The organism is Pantoea rwandensis (genome assembly GCF_002095475.1).
Classification (GTDB): domain Bacteria; phylum Pseudomonadota; class Gammaproteobacteria; order Enterobacterales; family Enterobacteriaceae; genus Pantoea; species Pantoea rwandensis.
Window position 1 is genome coordinate 115386 of the sequence record NZ_MLFR01000003.1, and the last position, 17295, is coordinate 132680.

Here is a 17295-nt window from a genome sequence, read left to right on the forward strand (position 1 = left end):
GATTTTCTTATCTCATGATTTTTGCGGGCGGAATCGCTGAAAAGTCATCCCCGGTCGCACCAGGATTTCCGGCTGCACAATCCGCGGTCAAAGGGTATACTGTCGCACTCTTTTTTAATCGACCCTTATCGCGTACTCAACATGCAAAAGTTTGATACCAAGACCTTTCAGGGCCTGATCCTGACCTTGCAGGATTACTGGGCGCGTCAGGGCTGCACCATCGTCCAGCCGCTGGACATGGAAGTGGGCGCTGGCACTTCACACCCAATGACCTGTCTGCGCGCCATCGGCCCGGAGCCAATGGCGACCGCCTATGTGCAGCCTTCGCGCCGTCCTACCGATGGTCGCTACGGTGAAAACCCGAACCGTTTACAGCACTACTATCAGTTCCAGGTGATGATCAAACCTAACCCGGACAATCTGCAAGAGCTGTACCTGGGTTCACTGCAAGAGCTGGGCCTTGATCCGACCGTGCACGATATTCGCTTCGTGGAAGATAACTGGGAAAACCCAACGCTGGGTGCCTGGGGACTGGGTTGGGAAGTGTGGCTCAACGGCATGGAAGTGACGCAGTTCACCTACTTCCAGCAAGTGGGCGGCATGGAGTGCAAGCCGGTTACCGGTGAGATCACTTACGGCCTGGAGCGTCTGGCGATGTACATCCAGGGCGTCGACAGCGTTTACGATCTGGTGTGGAGCGATGGTCCATTTGGCCAAACCACCTACGGTGAAGTGTTCCATCAGAACGAAGTAGAGCAGTCGACCTACAACTTTGAATACGCGGATGTGGACTTCCTGTTCTCCTGCTTTGAGCAGTACGAGAAAGAAGCCCAGCAGCTGCTGGCGCTGGAAAAACCGCTGCCATTGCCGGCCTATGAGCGCATTCTGAAGGCGGCACACAGCTTTAACCTGCTGGACGCGCGCAAGGCGATCTCGGTGACCGAGCGTCAGCGCTATATCCTGCGTATCCGCACCCTGACGAAAGCCGTGGCAGAAGCCTATTACGCGTCCCGTGAGGCGCTCGGTTTCCCAATGTGCAATAAAAACAAGTAAGAGGCAGCCATGACCGATAAAACTTTCCTGGTGGAAATTGGCACCGAAGAGTTGCCTCCGAAAGCGCTGCGCAGTTTGGCAGAAGCCTTTGCAGCGCACTTTACCGCTGAGCTGGATGGCGCCGGTTTGGCGCACGGCGAAGTCAGCTGGTTTGCCTCTCCACGCCGCCTGGCGCTGAAAGTGGCCCAACTGGCGACGGCGCAGGCCGATCGTGAAGTTGAAAAACGCGGCCCGGCGATTGCTGCCGCGTTTGATGCAGATGGCAAAGCCACCAAAGCGGCCGAAGGTTGGGCGCGCGGTAACGGTATCACTGTGGATCAGGCTGAGCGTCTGAGCACTGATAAAGGCGAATGGCTGGTACATCGCGCATCGGTGAAAGGCGAGAGCGCCCAGGCACTGCTGCCCGCTATGGTGGTTACGGCGCTGAGCAAGCTGCCGATTCCAAAACTGATGCGTTGGGGCGCCAGTGACGTGCAGTTTGTGCGTCCGGTACATACCGTGACGCTGCTGCTGGGTGATGAGCTGATCCCAGCCACCATTCTCGGTATTCAGTCCGATCGTGTGATCCGTGGCCACCGCTTTATGGGTGAGCCGGAGTTCGCGCTCGACAACGCCGATCAGTATCCGCAACTGTTGCTGGAGCGCGGTAAAGTCGTTGCTGATTTCGCCACGCGTAAAGCAAAAATCAAAGCCGATGCGGAAGCGGCGGCACAGCAATTGGGCGGTATCGCCGATCTGAGCGACAGCCTGCTGGAAGAAGTGGCCTCGCTGGTGGAGTGGCCAGTGGTGCTCACTGCGAAATTCGAAGAGAAGTTCCTCGCGGTGCCATCTGAAGCATTGGTTTACACCATGAAGGGCGACCAGAAGTACTTCCCGGTGTACTCCGCTGATGGAAAACTGCTGCCACACTTCATCTTCGTCACTAACATCGAATCGAAAGATCCGCAGCAAATCATCTCCGGTAACGAGAAGGTGGTGCGCCCGCGTCTGGCCGATGCTGAGTTCTTCTTCAACACTGACCGTAAAAAGCGTCTTGAAGATAACCTGCCGCGTCTGGAGACCGTACTGTTCCAGAAAGAGCTGGGTACGCTGCGTGATAAAACGGATCGCATTCAGGCGCTGGCAGGCTGGATTGCTGCACAGATTGGTGCTGATGTGAATCATGCAACCCGCGCGGGCCTGCTGTCGAAGTGTGACTTGATGACCAACATGGTATTCGAGTTCACCGATACCCAAGGCGTGATGGGCATGCACTACGCGCGTCATGACGGCGAAGCGGAAGATGTGGCCGTGGCGCTGAACGAGCAGTATCAGCCGCGCTTTGCCGGTGATGCGCTGCCATCGAACCTCGTGGCTTGTGCTGTGGCGATTGCTGACAAGATGGATACCCTTGCGGGCATCTTCGGCATTGGTCAGCATCCGAAAGGCGATAAAGATCCGTTCGCACTGCGCCGTGCTGCGTTAGGCGTATTGCGTATTATCGTTGAGAAGAACCTGCCGCTCGATCTGCAAACCCTGACCGAAGAAGCGGTGCGTCTGTATGGCAGCAAGCTGAGCAACGGCAAGGTGGTGGATGAGGTGATCGACTTCATGCTGGGTCGTTTCCGTACCTGGTATCAGGAAGAAGGTCACAGCGTCGACACCATTCAGGCGGTGCTGGCACGTCGTCCAACCCGTCCGGCGGATTTCGATGCGCGCATGAAGGCGGTATCCCACTTCCGTACCCTGGAAGCGGCATCGTCGCTGGCTGCGGCCAACAAGCGTGTGTCTAACATCCTTGCGAAAGCCACTGAAACCCTGAACGATAGCGTGCAGGCCTCACTGCTGAAAGAGAACGCTGAGATTCAGTTGGCGACCTTCGTGACGGCGCTGGGTGACAAATTGCAGCCATACTTCGCGGAAGGCCGTTATCAAGATGCGCTGGTGGAACTGGCGCAGCTGCGTGAAGCGGTCGATAACTTCTTCGATAACGTGATGGTGAATGCTGACGAAGCAGAAGTGCGGATTAACCGCCTGACGCTGCTGGCGCAACTGCGCGCGCTGTTCCTGCAGGTGGCGGATATTTCACTGCTGCAGTAAGTGATGTTTTGAAGTGAACCAAAGGGACGAGCGATCGTCCCTTTTTGTTTTAAAAAAAAACGTGTCCCTAATGGATGTGCCACTTCTCTGGAATGGTGAAGCACGCGAACAATGATCAGCTCATCACCCGCTATACGATAAAAAATAATATGTTGGCCGCAGGGAAATGAATTAAGCGCCTTTGCTAGATCGGCTCGTTTACGGCCTATAGGGTGCTCAGCCAGTTTATGAAACATGCTGTAAAGCTGGTGGGAGTAATGTTCTGCCTGCTCTCGACCAAATTTCCAGTATCCATATATCCAAAGCTCCTCAATATCCTGCTCAGCGTCCTGCGTTATCGTGATCGTCCGTTTCATTAATGCCTACCCTGGCTCGTGCTCGTCTCAAGATCGCCTCACCGTCAAAAGGCTTAGGCTCACCGCTTTCGAGACCTTGTTTAATAAGGTGACGCAGCGTTTCTAACTGCGACGCCGCCTGTTTTTCGCGCAGTAAGCGCAGCGAATCGCGCACCACTTCGCTTTGGGTACGGTAGTCACCGGATTCCACCAGAGATTCCACAAATTCGCGAAGTTCATCGCCTAAATCGATTGTCATGGTACGTGCCATCATCGTGTCCCAATGTAAGAAATATTCTTACATCCTGGCACATTTTTGAGCAATGCGGAATCGGCGTTGCAGCGCAGTTACAGTAAAAACTGCGAAGCAACGCGAAGTGTTAAGCGGAAGTGTCGAACAGGCGGGCGTCACGTAGCAGGTGATCGTTGCCCCGGCGGCGGGTGAAGCCGCTGCGGTCAAAGAACTCCAGAATCTGCACGGCAATTTTACGCCCAGTGCCGAGTTGATTACGAAAATCGGCCGCGCTGGTACTGCCACCGTTGGCGGCACGCTGGCGAATCAGATCGGCGAAGATCTGGATCTGGTCACTGCGGTAGTAGCGATCGCGCACGATCGCGGTAATGTGTCCGAGGCGTGCGGCGGTGAGCAACAGGCTGCGAAGGGTTTCTTCATCATGTTGAGTCTTCACTGCGATGTCACGTACCCACAGCGGCTGGTCACTAAAGAGTGGGCCTACCTGCTGCCACAACGCCTCTTCCTGCGGATTAAAACGCGGCTCGAAATCTGGCAGATGCAGCCAACCGTGCTGATGCTGCAAATGGCCTTGCGACAGCAATTGATCAATCAGCGCGATAACCTGTTCTGGCGGCTGGTGCGGCAGAGCCACGCGACGCAAGCGATCGCGTCCGATGCCCGGCACTTCAGGATGTTGCTGGTGAAACGCAGTGAGGGCTTCCAGCAGACGCAACTGCCAAGCCGCAGCCTGTTCAGCAGCCATTAAGGCGCTGCCAAGCCGCACTGGTGCCACCTTGCCCACCAGCGCATGCAGCGCCTCATCGTTAAGCTGGCGCGCCCAGGCAAGCTCGCCCATGTCGACGGGTTGATGAGTAAGATGTGCCTGTAAACTGCTTTCATCGGTTTCTGCCGCTGCCAGCTGTTGCAGCCAGGCAAGATAATCGGGATGGCGCTTGCCGCGTTTCTTGCTGTTGAGCAGCACCACGCGTCCGCCGCCGAGCGTGAGCTGTGCATTGCTGTCGCGGATAATCAGTCGATCGCTCTCGGCCAGCCATAGCGGCTCGTTGAGCACCAGTTCCGCCAGTTCACCGGCAATCAGATTCAGGCGTCCAGTGACATGGCTTGCAGCATGGTGAATGTGTACTGGCTGCGAGGGATTTTTTAACGGCTGTAGCAAACGCAGCGCCACGATAAGTCGCTGTGCGCCCGAGGGTTGCGGTTGCGCCAGCAGCCAGTCACCGCGCGAGATCTGGGCTTTCTCCACATCGCCGACGATATTTAGCGCAATGCGTTCCCCGGCCTGGGCACGCGCCACTGACTGATTCTGCGCATGCAGTGAACGCACGCGCATCGGCAAATTAAGGCTGCTGAGCCACAAGGTATCGCCCACGCTGACGTCACCCGCAAGGGCGGTACCGGTGACGACTAAGCCACTGCCTTTGAGGGTAAATGCACGGTCAATCGCCAGGCGTAATCGGCGGCCCATATCAACATCCGGCGCGCGTAGTTCACTCAAGTGCTGACGCAATGCTTCAATACCCTGTTGCGTCGTGCTGCTGGTGACAAACTGCATGACCGCCGACCAGCCCAGTTGCTGCGTCAACTCTGCCACCTGATGCTGCACTTCAGCGATGCGCACTGCGTCCACGCGATCGGCCTTAGTCAACGCCACGCTGAGGGGCGGTTGTCCGGCCAGACTCAGCAGTTGCAAATGCTCACGCGTTTGCGGCATCACGCCGTCGTCGCACGCCACCACCAGCAGCGCATGGTGAATGCCACCAATACCCGACAGCATATTGGCGAGAAACTTCTCGTGTCCCGGTACATCGATAAAGCCGATCACACGGCCATCCGGTTGCGGCCAATAGGCATAGCCGAGATCGATGGTCATGCCGCGTCGTTTCTCTTCCGGCAGGCGATCGGCGTCAACACCGGTTATCGCCTGAAGTAGCGCGGTTTTACCGTGATCGACGTGTCCAGCGGTAGCGATGATCATGATGTGAGGATCCGAATCAGGGCGGCTTCATCCTCAAGGCAGCGCAAATCCAGCCACAGTTTGCCGTCCTGAAGGCGTCCAATCACTGGGCGTGACAGGGCGCGCCAGCGTTGTGCCAGTGCGGTCAATGCACTGCCGTGACCCGCTTTGGGGCTAAAGGTGAGGGCAAAACTGGGTAAGCGTTCAACGGGTAGCGATCCGCTGCCGATTTGTGACGAACAGGCAGCGATAGCCAGTGAATACTCCGCGCCATAGGTGTGTTCCAGCGCTGGGAGCAGGCGTTCGGCCTGCTGCAGAATGTCGTGTGCAGGACGGGTGAGCAGACGCAGGGCAGGTAAGGCTTCCCGTAATGTCTCTGGCTGACGATAGAGCTGCAAGGTGGCTTCCAGCGCTGCCAGCGTCATTTTATCCACGCGTAGAGCACGCTTAAGCGGGTGTTGTTGCAACTGATCGATAAGCGCCTGTTTGCCGACGATAATCCCTGCTTGTGGGCCGCCCATCAGTTTATCGCCGGAAAAACTCACCAAATCGACACCTGCGGCGATCAGCTGCTGCGGCATCGGCTCGGCGGGCAAGTTAAAAGCGGTCATATCGATGAGCGAACCGCTTCCTAAATCAGTGATCACCGGCAGTTGATGTTCGGCCGCTAACGCTACCAGCTCGGCTTCCGACACCGCATGGGTGAAGCCCTGAATCTGGTAGTTGCTGGTGTGCACCTTCATCAACAAGCCGGTGTTGTCGCTGATGGCGGTACGATAATCTTTCAAATGGGTGCGATTGGTGGTGCCGACTTCCACCAGCTGACAACCTGCCTGACGCATCACATCGGGGATGCGGAATGCGCCGCCAATTTCGACCAGCTCACCGCGAGAGACAATCACTTCGCGACCGGGTGCCAGTGCAGCCAGCATCAGCAACACGGCTGCGGCATTGTTGTTCACGATACAGGCCGCTTCTGCCCCCGTGAGTTCACAAAGCAGTTCACTGACGGCACGGTCGCGATGCCCACGTGCAGCGTCATCCAGCGCATACTCCAGCGTCACTGGTTGGCGCAGGCAGGCGGTAACGGCCTCAATCGCACGTTCACTTAACGGGGCACGACCAAGGTTGGTGTGCAGCACAGTCCCAGTAAGATTGAACACCGGGCGCAGAGCACTTTGCTGCTGTTGCTCGATGCGGCGCTGTGCTTCTTCCGGCCAGTTAGTGTGCCAACTGGGCAGTGACTGATGTTGCTGAATATGGGCTCGCGCTTCTTGCTGCATGTCGCGTAGCTGGCGCGTGGTAAAAGCGGTGCCGGTTTGCATCAACAGCGGCTGCAGAGCGGGATCGCGCAGCAGGCTGTCGATAGCAGGCAGTTGCGTATAGAGGGTTTTCATCAAATCACTTAGCTGGATGGCGGAACGGTGCGGGCAAAACTTTCCCGCTTAAACAGCGTCTCTGCCAGTTTCACCAGCGCGGGGCGATTCACGCACCAGTTTGGCAACACGCGGCGGAAATTGAGATAACCAATCATGCAACCGGTGGCGATATCGGCCAGATTGAGGGTGCCGTTATTGAACACTTCACCCTGTGCGGCGGCTGTCTCCAGGGCATCAAGGCCGCGCTGAATTTTCTCACGGTTGCGCAGCAGCACCTCTTCGGACTGCTGATCGCCGGGACGCATCTGTTCACGCACAATCATCACGGCGGCATCGTTAATGCCATCCGCCAGTTTTTCCAACTGACGGATCTGCAACGAGAGCAGGGCGTCATCGGGCAGCAGAGCCGGCGCGTCACCGCGCAGCTCAATCACCTGGGCGATAATCGAAGAGTCAAACCAGGTAAGGTGGTTGTCATCAACCAATGCGGGGACCTTACCCAACGGGTTGTACTGCGGCACGTGGCTGTCTTCAACCCAAGGCGACTGGTTGACGAATTCGAACACCAGACCTTTCTCTAGCAGGATGACTGAGATTTTGCGTACAAAAGGGCTGGTATAGCTGCCAATCAGTTTCATTGAACGCCTCCGTGTTAAAGGGTGGTGTGCGGCATTGATGACGGTCGCCATAAATGGCGACCCTACGGTTGCCCGGTTGATGCTCGCCGTAAACGGTGATCCTATGGTTGCCCGGTTGATGCTCGCCGTAAACGGTGATCCTACGGTTGCCCGATTGATACTCGCCGTAACGATGATCCTTCAATTGCCCGGTTGATACTCGCTGTAACGATGATCCTTCGATGGCCCGGTGACCCCACGGTTTCGTAGGGTGCGCATTAATGCGCACCGGGAATTCAACGCGCTAATCTCCAGGAAACATGAACGGATTCAAACTGCTGCGTGCGAACCCTTCCTGCTCCATGCGCGCATCTAACACCAAGGAAGCCAAATCATCGGCCACCGGTTCGACGGCCGGATCCTTCTCCTGATACAGCATCTTCAGGTAGGTGCCACAGTCACCACAGCTTTCGGCTTTCACCGCGGCTTTTTCACTGTCGAGTGACCAGTAGTGCAGGTCGCGCGTCTGTTCGCAGTTGGAACACTTACTGCGCACCACGTACCATTCACTTTCGCACAGATTACAGTGTAGATAGCGCAAGCCCTGCTGACCGATATCCATATGCACCACGCTGGTCACCGGCACACTGGCACACACCGGGCAGAACTGGCGATGTTCACCGTATTCCGCGCGGGCTTTGCCAGGAATTAGCGCTGCCATCTGCGCCCAATAGATCGAAAGCGCTGCCCAGATAAACGGCGACTTATCGCTGCTGACCTGTGCAAACTCACCTTCCAGCAACGCGCTGGCCAAGCCTTCCAACTCTGAGACAGAGGCTTTTTCCAGATTCTCCAGTACCGCCAATGCCTGGCCGCTCATCTCTGGCTTTAGCTCAGCAATCAGCGAATGCAGCAGGCGCTGCCAGTGTGCATCGCGTGGGTAGGTATGGATATCGAGTGGCGGTTTGCCCAGCTCGGCGCTTTCTGCCAGACGCTGGCGTAAATCGACCTGTAGCGGGTGATCATACAGCACGATTTCCTGCGCTTGCGCGATCACGGCGGCAAAGCGCAAATAATCGCCGAGCGGGTTCTTCGCTGCCAGCTCACGCAAACGTGCCGCACGGCGGCTGTATAAATTTTTCAGCCGAGGGAAAAGCAACGGCGGAATCTGTGCCGCCGTGTTTTTTTCGCCTTTCTCCAGCTGGTCCTGCGGGATGATGCGAATACTCATCAGGGACGTTTTTCCTGTTGTGTTTGGCGTTGGCGCTGCTCGCGATACCAGCGTGGGTGATGTTTCTTCGCCCACGCAGCCGGAACCCAGCCCTCAACCATGGCGGTAATGGTGCCTTTAACCCACAGGGCCGCGTAGATATGCACCATAATCACCACGATCAGTGCCACAGCTGAGACCGAATGCACCACCAGAGCGGCGCGAATCAGCGGAATGGCAAAGGCACCCGCGAAGTAAGGACGCCAAATGATAATCCCGCTCACCAGCAGCATGACTAAGCTGATGATAGCAGCCCAGAACACACACTTCTGCCCGAAGTTGTATTTGCCGGTATCACCCACCTCTTCATTACGGACGATTTTGTGGATGTTTTTCGCCCACACCAGGTCATCACGCGTGATCAGATTATGCTTCCAATAACGCAGGAACATGATGATAAACGCGGCGAACATCACCACACCGACAAAAGGATGCAGGATACGCGCCAGTTGTGGTGTGCCGAGAATGTGCATCAGCCAGTTAAACGACGGAAAGAAGAAACCCAGCCCACTCAGGGCCGCCAGAACAAAACAGAACGCCACAATCCAGTGATTGATGCGTTCCGGTGCGCTGTAGCGCACCAGACGATCGCGCTTTTTCATTCTTCGCTCTCCTCTTTGTCGTGCAGGTTGTCTTCCTCATCTTCCACTCGGTTCGGGCCAACGCCGACATAGTGGAACACCGAGGCGGCGAAGGTGGCGGCAAAACCGATCGCCGCCAGCGGTTTCCAGATGCCTTTCCAGAAAGTGACCGCCGGGCTGATACTCGGGTTCTCCGGCAAACCGTGATACAGCTGCGGTTTGTTGGCATGGTGCAGCACATATATGACATGTGTGCCGCCCACGCCTTCAGGATCGTACAAACCCGCATTGTCATAGCCGCGCGTATTCAACTCCGCCACGCGTTCTGCCGCCAGCGCCTGCATATCGGTTTTGCTGCCGAAATGGATGGCGCCGGTTGGGCAGGTTTTCACGCACGCCGGTTCCTGACCCACATTGACACGATCGACGCATAACGTGCATTTATACACGCGGTTGTCGTCTTTATTCAGTCGCGGTACGTCAAACGGACAGCCCGCAATGCAGTAGCCGCAGCCAATGCATTGCTCGGACTGAAAATCGACGATGCCGTTGGCGTACTGAATAATCGCGCCTTCTGAAGGACAGGCTTTCAGGCAGCCGGGATCGGCACAGTGCATGCAGCCGTCTTTGCGGATCAGCCACTCTAACTTGCCGTTCTCTTCCACTTCTGAGAAGCGCATCACCGTCCAGGATTTGGCTGTCAGATCCGCTGGATTGTCATACACCCCGACGTTATGACCGATCTCATCGCGAATGTCGTTCCACTCCGAACACGCCACCTGACAGGCTTTGCAGCCGATACAGGTGGTGACGTCGATCAGCTTAGCCACTTCCTGCTGATGATTACGCGCCTGCGGGGCAGGCGTGAAACCATTGGTGGCGGAGCGGCGGATAATATCTTGTGATTGATAAGCCATCTACGTACTCCTACACCTTCTCAACGTTAACCAGGAACGCCTTAAACTCAGGCGTTTGCGTGTTAGCATCACCGACAAACGGCGTCAGGGTATTGGCGATAAAGCCTTTTTTCGCCACACCTTGATAGCCCCAGTGAATCGGAATGCCGATGGTATCGATGACTTTGCCATCGACATTCAGCGAGCGGATGCGTTTGGTAACTACCGCTTTGGCTTTGATAAAGCCGCGATTGGAGCTCACTTTCACCGTGTCGCCCTGCGTGATGCCCAGCTTGTTGGCCAGCTTCTCGCCAATCTCCACAAACTGTTCCGGCTGCGCGATAGCGTTGAGCAACGCGTGTTTGGTCCAGTAATGGAAATGTTCGGTAAGACGATAGGTGGTACCGACATATGGGAACTGCTCCGCTTTGCCCATCGCCGCCAGATCGTCCTTGAACACGCGTGCTGCCGGGTTGGAGATCACGTTCGGGTGCAATGGATTGGTGCCGAGCGGCGTTTCAAACGGCTCGTAGTGTTCCGGGAACGGTCCTTCGGCCATTTTGTCGAGCGCAAACAGGCGGCCAAGGCCTTCTGGCTGCATGATAAATGGCCCCACATTGCTGCCTGGCGCGGCGGTGCTGTAGTCCGGAATATCCATGCCGGCCCACTTGCTGCCATCCCACTTGAGGATTTGCCGTTTTGGATCCCACGGATTGCCCTGCGGGTCGGCCGAGGCGCGGTTATAGAGAATGCGGCGGTTGAGCGGCCAAGCCCAACTCCAGTTCAGTGTGTTACCCAGCCCGCTCGGATCGGTATTGTCACGCCGCGCCATCTGGTTGCCGTCTGGCGTCCAGCTTCCGGCGAAAATCCAGCAGCCGCTACTGGTGCTGCCATCATCTTTCAGCTGCGCAAAACTGCTGATCTGTTGGCCTTTTTTCACCAGAAGCGTGCCTTTGTCATCGAACACATCCGCCAGCGCTTTGCCGTTGCTCTCCATCGCCACTTCTTCTGAGGCCGGATTGTCTGGCGTCAGATAGTTCCAGGTCATATTCAGCACCTGTTCCGGCAAGGCTCCGCCCTCGCTGGCGTACATTTTGCGCAAACGGCTGTAGATGCCAGAGAGGATTTCACCGTCATTCAGCGCTTCGCCCGGCGCATCCTGACCTTTCCAGTGCCATTGCAGCCAGCGTCCTGAGTTGACGATGGAACCGTTCTCCTCCGCGAAGCAGGTGGAGGGCAAGCGGAATACTTCAGTCTGAATTTTCGCCGGATCAACATCGTTAAACTCGCCGTGGTTTTGCCAGAAGGTCGAGGTTTCGGTATTGAGCGGGTCGATGGTGACCAGGAACTTCAGCTTCGACAGCGAATCGACCACTTTACGTTTGTTCGGGAACGACGCTACCGGGTTAAAGCCCTGGCACAAGTAGCCGTTTACTTTGCCCTGCGACATCATCTCGAAGTACTGCAAGACGTCGTAACCTTTGTCCCACTTCGGCAGCCAGTCAAAGCCCCAGCTGTTCTCGGCCTGCGCTTTGTCGCCGTAGAAAGCCTTCATCATGCTGACGAAGAATTTCGGGTAATTGCTCCAGTAATTCACCTGGCCGGGCAGGGTGGCTTTCGGCGTGTTGGCGGTGAGATAGGTTTGAAGATCGGTCTGCTTCTCCGACGGCAGGTTCATGTAACCGGTCAGGCTTTGCGACAGCAGGCCAAGATCGGTCAATCCCTGAATGTTGGAGTGACCACGCAAGGCGTTAACGCCGCCGCCGGCCATGCCCATGTTGCCAAGCAGCAGCTGGATCATCGCCATGGTGCGAATGTTCTGCGCGCCTACTGAGTGCTGTGTCCAGCCGAGTGCATACAGGAACGAGGTGGTGCGATCGCGGGCGCTGGTTTCCCCCAGCAGCTCACACACATGCAGGAAGTCATCTTTCGGTGTACCGCAGATGCGCTCAACCATCTCCGGTGTATAGCGGCTGACGTGCTGTTTCAGCAGGTTCCACACGCAGCGAGGATGTTGCAGGCTGTCATCGCGCTTGGCAAAGCCGTCATCGCCCAGCTCGTAGTTCCAGCTGGTTTTGTCGTATTTACGATTTTCTTCGTCGTAGCCGCTGAACAGGCCATCTTCAAAATGATAATCCTCACGCACGATCAGGCTGGCGTTGGTGTACGCCTGCACATATTCATGCTGGATTTTGTCATTTTGCATCAGCCACAGCAGTACGCCCGACAGGAAAGCGATGTCGGTGCCGGAACGAATCGGCGTATAAAAGTCTGCCACCGATGCCGTACGCGTAAAGCGCGGATCGATAACAATCAATTTGGCTTTGTTGTGAATCTTGGCTTCCATCGCCCAGCGGAATCCCACAGGATGCGCTTCAGCGGCGTTGCCACCCATCACAACGATCAGATTGGCATTACGGATGTCGACCCAGTGGTTGGTCATCGCACCGCGACCAAATGTTGGAGCAAGACTTGCTACCGTTGGTCCGTGTCAAACGCGAGCCTGGTTGTCGACCGCTAACATGCCGAGCGATCGGGTAAATTTCTGGGTTAAGTAGCCAGTTTCATTGCTAGAGGCTGAAGCACACAGCATGCCGGTGCTCAGCCAGCGGTTAACGGTCACGCCTGCAGCATTTTGCGCGATAAAGTTGGCATCGCGGTCGGCCTTCATTAATTTGGCGATGCGATCAAACGCATCATCCCAACTGATGCGCTGCCATTTATCCGAACCTGGCGCGCGGTATTCCGGGTATTTCAGACGGCTGTCGCTATGGATAAAATCAAGCAAGCCCGCACCTTTCGGGCACAATGCACCACGGCTCACCGGATGGTCCGGGTCGCCTTCAATATGGAAAATAGTCTCTTTGGCGTTTCTCGCGCCATCGCCAAGGCTGTACATTAATAAGCCACAGCCCACTGAGCAGTAAGTGCAGGTGTTACGGGTTTCGCGGGCACGCAGCAGTTTGTACTGTCGTGTTTCCGCCAACGCCACTTCCGGCGCGAAGCCGAGCAGTGCTGCCGTTGTTCCTGCCATACCGCCAGCACAAACCTTGAAGAATTTTCTTCGGCTGACGTTCATGGAATATCCTTTCGACATGGCTACACATTTTTATTTTTGCTGAGAGTGGGATCGAGGCTCACAATGACCCAACTAACAGTGAGAGAATAGCAGCGAAATAATACCACTGCATTTGTGGGGTTGTTGGTTGAGGCGAGCAAAGTGAAAGTAAAAGCACAAGAAAGTCACCAGAGTGTGAGTGAGATCAAAGGCGCAGTGCAGGCGCAGGTCAGACAACGACGCGACATCACCTTGGCTGAAACCGATTGGTTGGCGGAGGAGGTGCCCATCGCGCTGGTGTACAACGGTATTTCTCATGTGGTGATGATGGCGACGCCCAATGATTTGGAGGCGTTTGCGCTCGGTTTTTCGCTCTCAGAGGGCATCATTGATAAGCCAGAAGAGATTTTCGGCATGGATGTGGTGCCGGGCTGCAACGGCATTGAAGTGCAGATCGAACTCTCAAGCCGCCGTTTTATGGCACTGAAAGAGCAGCGCCGCGCGATGGCGGGGCGCACCGGTTGTGGCGTGTGCGGCGTAGAACAGCTCGACCAAATCGGTAAACCGCTGCAGCCTCTGCCGTTTACCCAAACCTTTGATCTGGCCAATCTGGATGTAGGCCTGGCACAACTGCGCGATTATCAGCCCATCGGCAATCTCACCGGTTGCACGCACGCGGCGGCCTGGATGTCGCCACAGGGGGAATTGCAGGGGGGCTGTGAAGATGTGGGTCGCCATGTGGCACTGGATAAACTGTTGGGTCATCGTAGCCAGCAACCTTGGCAGCAGGGCGCGGTGCTGGTCTCCAGCCGTGCCAGCTATGAAATGGTGCAGAAGTCAGCGATGTGCGGCGTGGAGATTTTATTTGCGGTATCCGCTGCGACCCAGCTCGCAGTTGAAGTCGCTGAGCGTTGTAATTTAACGCTGATAGGGTTTAGTAAGCCGGGACGCGCCACGGTTTACAGTCATCCGCAGCGCCTGGTTTAACGAATCAGCACTAAGCACAAGGATGTGACGCAATGCGACAATCTCATCGTATTGAAAGCCTGAGCTTGAAAGGCATCGGTGTTTTTGAACATACCCACTTTGATTTTCCACCGCCTGAAAGCGCTGAGCGTGATACTGAAAAAGCAGAAATCCATATTTTTACCGGCCCCAATGGATGTGGCAAAAGCACGGTATTGTATGCGTTAGCGGCAATATTTGACTCTCGAACTCTTGACCCATTAATAAAAAATAGGTTTGTGAGTGACAGCAGCTGCGTAGGATTTAACTTTGCTTCAGCCAACGGGGTTTACACTCTGGGAGAACAGCGTGAAAAAGACGGTGAATACGCGTTAATCTCAAGTGATGGGGGGTTGAGATATTATGGTGATGGAAAGTTTAAAACCTTAACGGAATGCTACTCATGTCACTATGATAAATTCGCCAGATTCAATAAAAACCCATTTACCTTTGCTGCCTTTGCCTATTCAGGCAGTCGAAGTCTTCAAGGGCAGTTTAGAGTCAATGCTATCGTTGATATTAACGATTCACCCTTTGATAAAGCCTTGTCATTTGAAAGCACCTGTCGGGCATCATTGCTGGCACAATGGATTGCCAATAACATTACCAAGGCTGCCTTATCGAAGCTGGATAACTCAGCTGAAGAAGTAAAATATTACCAATTTGCATTACACAAGATAGCCGATTTTATCTTCGAAATTTGTGAAATTTCCATTGAGTTTAAGCTGCATCGCAATCCTTTAGCGGTGGCATTCCTACTGGATGGTTGCGAGATATCATTCGATTCGCTACCAGAAGGATTAAAATCCATTATTCACTGGGTATCAGATCTGGCTTTACGACTGGAGGATATTCCCTTCATTGAAGAGCGAGAGATTTTTTCCCAACCGATTATCCTTTTCCTGGACGAAGTGGATATTCATCTGCACCCAAAATGGCAGCGCCGGATATTACCCGCGATACAAAAGTTACTGCCAAATGCGCAAGTGTTTGTCTCTACTCATTCCCCCTTTGTTGTAGGCTCACTAGAAGATGCCTGGGTGTATCGACTGCCTGATCCTCAGCGCCATATTCTGCGTGATGCTTCGGTGCCTGAAGAGATTGTCCCCACTGAATCGGGAGCAGGAAAAAGCATTCAGCTGATTCTGGAAGAGGTGTTTGATGTGGGTGAACGTTTTGACGTTGAGACCGAAAAATTACTGGCGTCATTTAAGCTTGCACGTAATGACTATTTACAAAACCCCGCAGATGATACCGCGCTAATGTCATTAGCGGACAGGCTACGCGCTCGTGGTGAAGAGTTAGAGATAATTATTGAAATGGAGTTGCGGCAGATCGCACGTCGTTTAAGCAAATAAGAGGAACATGGAATGTTCAAAATAAAACGCGGATCGTGGCCGTGCTGCCTGGAAGTGCATCAACAAGATTGGACAGCACGTTATATTGTTGCGCGTAGTCACAATCCTGCGGCACGATTTCGCTGGTTTTCTGACGGTTGTTATCATGCGGTGCGCAAGGCTTTGTTAGAGATGACGCAGCATCATTGTGCATTTTGTGATGGATTTATTGGCAGTGAAAGCCGTGAAACGCTGGAGCATTTCAAGCCCAAAAGTCAGTTCCCTGAATCTGCATTTGATTGGGAAAACTTATTTCCCTGCTGTGATATGTGCCAAAGCCAGAAGCGTGAGAAGTATCATTCAGCATTAATTAAACCCGATCGGCCCGACTACGATTTTGACGACTACTTCATCTGTAATTTCGATAATGGAGAAGTGGCAGTAGCGCCCGATCGTTCAGCCAATAATCAGCAAGCTGCCGCGATAACGCTGGAAATTTACGGTTTAAACTTGCCCATGCGTAAGAAAGAGCGTCTACGTCAACTGCGTATCTGGCATGTGATGGGCAACAGTGCTGAACTCAACGAATTCGCTTATCGCTATTTTATGAACTGTTAAACCACCTGCACCTGCGGCAGCACCTGTTGAAGCGCGGCTAATGCGCCCGCTTTTGCCGGTCCACTGTCGCAGATCAGCAAATCCACTTCGCCAATCGGTGCGTACACCGTGCGGCTAATCACCCCCAGCTTGCTGTGATCCGCCAATAAAAAGGTGCGTGCAGCCTGCTGCACCATGGCACGAGCAATCGCCGCTTCGTGCGGATGGAAGCTACTGGCACCGTTTTTTGCATCAATGCCCACCGGTGACAGCAATGCCACGTCAGCGCGGTAGCGATAAATCTCTCCGACGGTTATCTCACCGCGCGTTTGCTGTGCGCCCGCCATCATCATACCGCCGAGTAAAATCACCTGATTATTCAGCGTTTCATGCTCTTCCGCGGCGCTCAGTGCCAAAGCTGCCTGCAAACTGTTGGTGATAATGGTGAGACCGGACATGGTGCGCAGTTCTTCAGCCAGCATAGTGGTGGTGGTGCCGGCATCCAGAAACAGCGTCTGTCCCGGCTGCAAATGCTGTGCGGCCGCCATGGCAATCGCGCGTTTCTCTTTTGCTTGGGCACTACGGCGCACTTGCAGCGGTGCTTCCGGCTGGCTATCCACCGCGACTAAACCGCCATGCACCCGTCGTGCTAAGCCCTGCGCTTCCAGTTCAATAATGTCACGCCGTGCCGTTTCCCGCGAAATACCCAATTCCTTGATGATGCGCTCGGTGCTGACTTGATGCTGCGTAGTCAGCAGGGCGCGAATGCGGTGTAAACGGGTTTCCTGCAGCATGACATTTCCCTGTAGCGTAATAATCTGGGCCTAAGCTTACCTGAGTGTCATCACGGCGTCATGTGTATTTGGTTGTATTTGTGT

At 54.9% G+C, this 17295-nt stretch carries 14 protein-coding genes and 1 pseudogene; 5 read left to right on the top strand and 10 right to left on the bottom strand.

Going from position 1 to position 17295, the window contains the following annotated elements:
• Nucleotides 1-141: 141 nt before the first annotated feature.
• Both glyQ and glyS read left to right on the top strand, forming a co-directional pair.
• Complete coding sequence (gene glyQ / locus HA51_RS05710; protein ID WP_034827699.1) at nt 142-1053, top strand: glycine--tRNA ligase subunit alpha; 912 nt, start codon at nt 142-144, stop codon at nt 1051-1053.
• A gap of 9 nt (nt 1054-1062) precedes the next feature.
• The gene (glyS, locus tag HA51_RS05715) at nt 1063-3132 is read left to right on the top strand and encodes a glycine--tRNA ligase subunit beta (RefSeq protein WP_084933009.1); all 2070 of its coding nucleotides are present in this window, start codon (nt 1063-1065) and stop codon (nt 3130-3132) included.
• A 143-nt stretch (nt 3133-3275) separates the two neighbouring features.
• Here the strand turns inward: glyS and HA51_RS27770 are convergent.
• The 9 genes and pseudogenes from HA51_RS27770 to fdnG form a co-directional block, all read right to left on the bottom strand.
• Nucleotides 3276-3488, bottom strand: a pseudogene (locus HA51_RS27770) (type II toxin-antitoxin system RelE/ParE family toxin); the annotation flags it as partial.
• Entirely contained in the window at nt 3454-3738 is a 285-nt protein-coding gene (locus HA51_RS05725; protein ID WP_084933316.1) for a type II toxin-antitoxin system ParD family antitoxin, read from the bottom strand. The pseudogene HA51_RS27770 and the gene HA51_RS05725, both read right to left, overlap by 35 nt.
• A gap of 109 nt (nt 3739-3847) precedes the next feature.
• Nucleotides 3848-5698, bottom strand: a complete 1851-nt coding sequence (selB, locus tag HA51_RS05730) for a selenocysteine-specific translation elongation factor (protein ID WP_084933015.1) — start codon at nt 5696-5698, stop codon at nt 3848-3850.
• Nucleotides 5695-7074 (bottom strand): L-seryl-tRNA(Sec) selenium transferase, encoded by a 1380-nt coding sequence (gene selA, locus HA51_RS05735; RefSeq protein ID WP_084933018.1) that lies wholly within the window; start codon nt 7072-7074, stop codon nt 5695-5697. Before selA ends, selB begins: the two co-directional genes overlap by 4 nt.
• A gap of 8 nt (nt 7075-7082) precedes the next feature.
• A complete protein-coding gene (locus HA51_RS05740) occupies nt 7083-7694 on the bottom strand; it encodes a glutathione S-transferase (protein ID WP_084933020.1) in 612 nt (203 codons plus the stop codon).
• 283 nt (nt 7695-7977) lie between these two features.
• Entirely contained in the window at nt 7978-8904 is a 927-nt protein-coding gene (gene fdhE / locus HA51_RS05745) for a formate dehydrogenase accessory protein FdhE (RefSeq protein WP_084933023.1), read from the bottom strand.
• The gene (gene fdoI, locus HA51_RS05750; protein ID WP_058972873.1) at nt 8904-9545 is read right to left on the bottom strand and encodes a formate dehydrogenase cytochrome b556 subunit; all 642 of its coding nucleotides are present in this window, start codon (nt 9543-9545) and stop codon (nt 8904-8906) included. Before fdoI ends, fdhE begins: the two co-directional genes overlap by 1 nt.
• Entirely contained in the window at nt 9542-10441 is a 900-nt protein-coding gene (gene fdxH / locus HA51_RS05755; protein ID WP_084933028.1) for a formate dehydrogenase subunit beta, read from the bottom strand. Before fdxH ends, fdoI begins: the two co-directional genes overlap by 4 nt.
• A gap of 10 nt (nt 10442-10451) precedes the next feature.
• On the bottom strand, nt 10452-13499 hold the full coding sequence (gene fdnG / locus HA51_RS05760; protein ID WP_084933031.1) for a formate dehydrogenase-N subunit alpha: 3048 nt from the start codon (nt 13497-13499) through the stop codon (nt 10452-10454).
• Nucleotides 13500-13682: 183 nt separating this feature from the next.
• On the opposite strand from fdnG, the gene fdhD reads away from it, so the two are divergent.
• Genes fdhD through HA51_RS05775 form a run of 3 tightly spaced genes read left to right on the top strand, consistent with a single transcriptional unit; the run spans nt 13683 to nt 16438 of the window.
• On the top strand, nt 13683-14465 hold the full coding sequence (fdhD, locus tag HA51_RS05765; protein WP_245840179.1) for a formate dehydrogenase accessory sulfurtransferase FdhD: 783 nt from the start codon (nt 13683-13685) through the stop codon (nt 14463-14465).
• A 32-nt stretch (nt 14466-14497) separates the two neighbouring features.
• Nucleotides 14498-15841 carry an AAA family ATPase gene (locus HA51_RS05770; protein WP_084933036.1) on the top strand — a complete coding sequence of 448 codons (1344 nt, stop codon included), beginning with the start codon at nt 14498-14500 and terminating at the stop codon, nt 15839-15841.
• 12 nt (nt 15842-15853) lie between these two features.
• The gene (locus HA51_RS05775) at nt 15854-16438 is read left to right on the top strand and encodes a retron system putative HNH endonuclease (RefSeq protein WP_084933041.1); all 585 of its coding nucleotides are present in this window, start codon (nt 15854-15856) and stop codon (nt 16436-16438) included.
• On the opposite strand, the gene HA51_RS05780 is transcribed toward HA51_RS05775, so the two are convergent.
• Nucleotides 16435-17211, bottom strand: a complete 777-nt coding sequence (locus HA51_RS05780) for a DeoR/GlpR family DNA-binding transcription regulator (RefSeq protein ID WP_084933044.1) — start codon at nt 17209-17211, stop codon at nt 16435-16437. The genes HA51_RS05775 and HA51_RS05780 overlap by 4 nt on opposite strands.
• Between the last annotated feature and the right edge of the window lie 84 nt (nt 17212-17295).

Bases quoted from the DNA above. Each gene is read 5' to 3' on its own strand.
- fdhE (WP_084933023.1), bottom strand. From the start codon at position 8,904: ATGAGTATTCGCATCATCCCGCAGGACCAGCTGGAGAAAGGCGAAAAA.
- HA51_RS05725 (WP_084933316.1), bottom strand. From the start codon at position 3,738: ATGGCACGTACCATGACAATCGATTTAGGCGATGAACTTCGCGAATTT.
- HA51_RS05775 (WP_084933041.1), top strand. From the start codon at position 15,854: ATGTTCAAAATAAAACGCGGATCGTGGCCGTGCTGCCTGGAAGTGCAT.
- HA51_RS05780 (WP_084933044.1), bottom strand. From the start codon at position 17,211: ATGCTGCAGGAAACCCGTTTACACCGCATTCGCGCCCTGCTGACTACG.
- HA51_RS05740 (WP_084933020.1), bottom strand. From the start codon at position 7,694: ATGAAACTGATTGGCAGCTATACCAGCCCTTTTGTACGCAAAATCTCA.
- selB (WP_084933015.1), bottom strand. From the start codon at position 5,698: ATGATCATCGCTACCGCTGGACACGTCGATCACGGTAAAACCGCGCTA.
- fdxH (WP_084933028.1), bottom strand. From the start codon at position 10,441: ATGGCTTATCAATCACAAGATATTATCCGCCGCTCCGCCACCAATGGT.
- fdoI (WP_058972873.1), bottom strand. From the start codon at position 9,545: ATGAAAAAGCGCGATCGTCTGGTGCGCTACAGCGCACCGGAACGCATC.
- glyS (WP_084933009.1), top strand. From the start codon at position 1,063: ATGACCGATAAAACTTTCCTGGTGGAAATTGGCACCGAAGAGTTGCCT.
- HA51_RS05770 (WP_084933036.1), top strand. From the start codon at position 14,498: ATGCGACAATCTCATCGTATTGAAAGCCTGAGCTTGAAAGGCATCGGT.
- selA (WP_084933018.1), bottom strand. From the start codon at position 7,074: ATGAAAACCCTCTATACGCAACTGCCTGCTATCGACAGCCTGCTGCGC.
- glyQ (WP_034827699.1), top strand. From the start codon at position 142: ATGCAAAAGTTTGATACCAAGACCTTTCAGGGCCTGATCCTGACCTTG.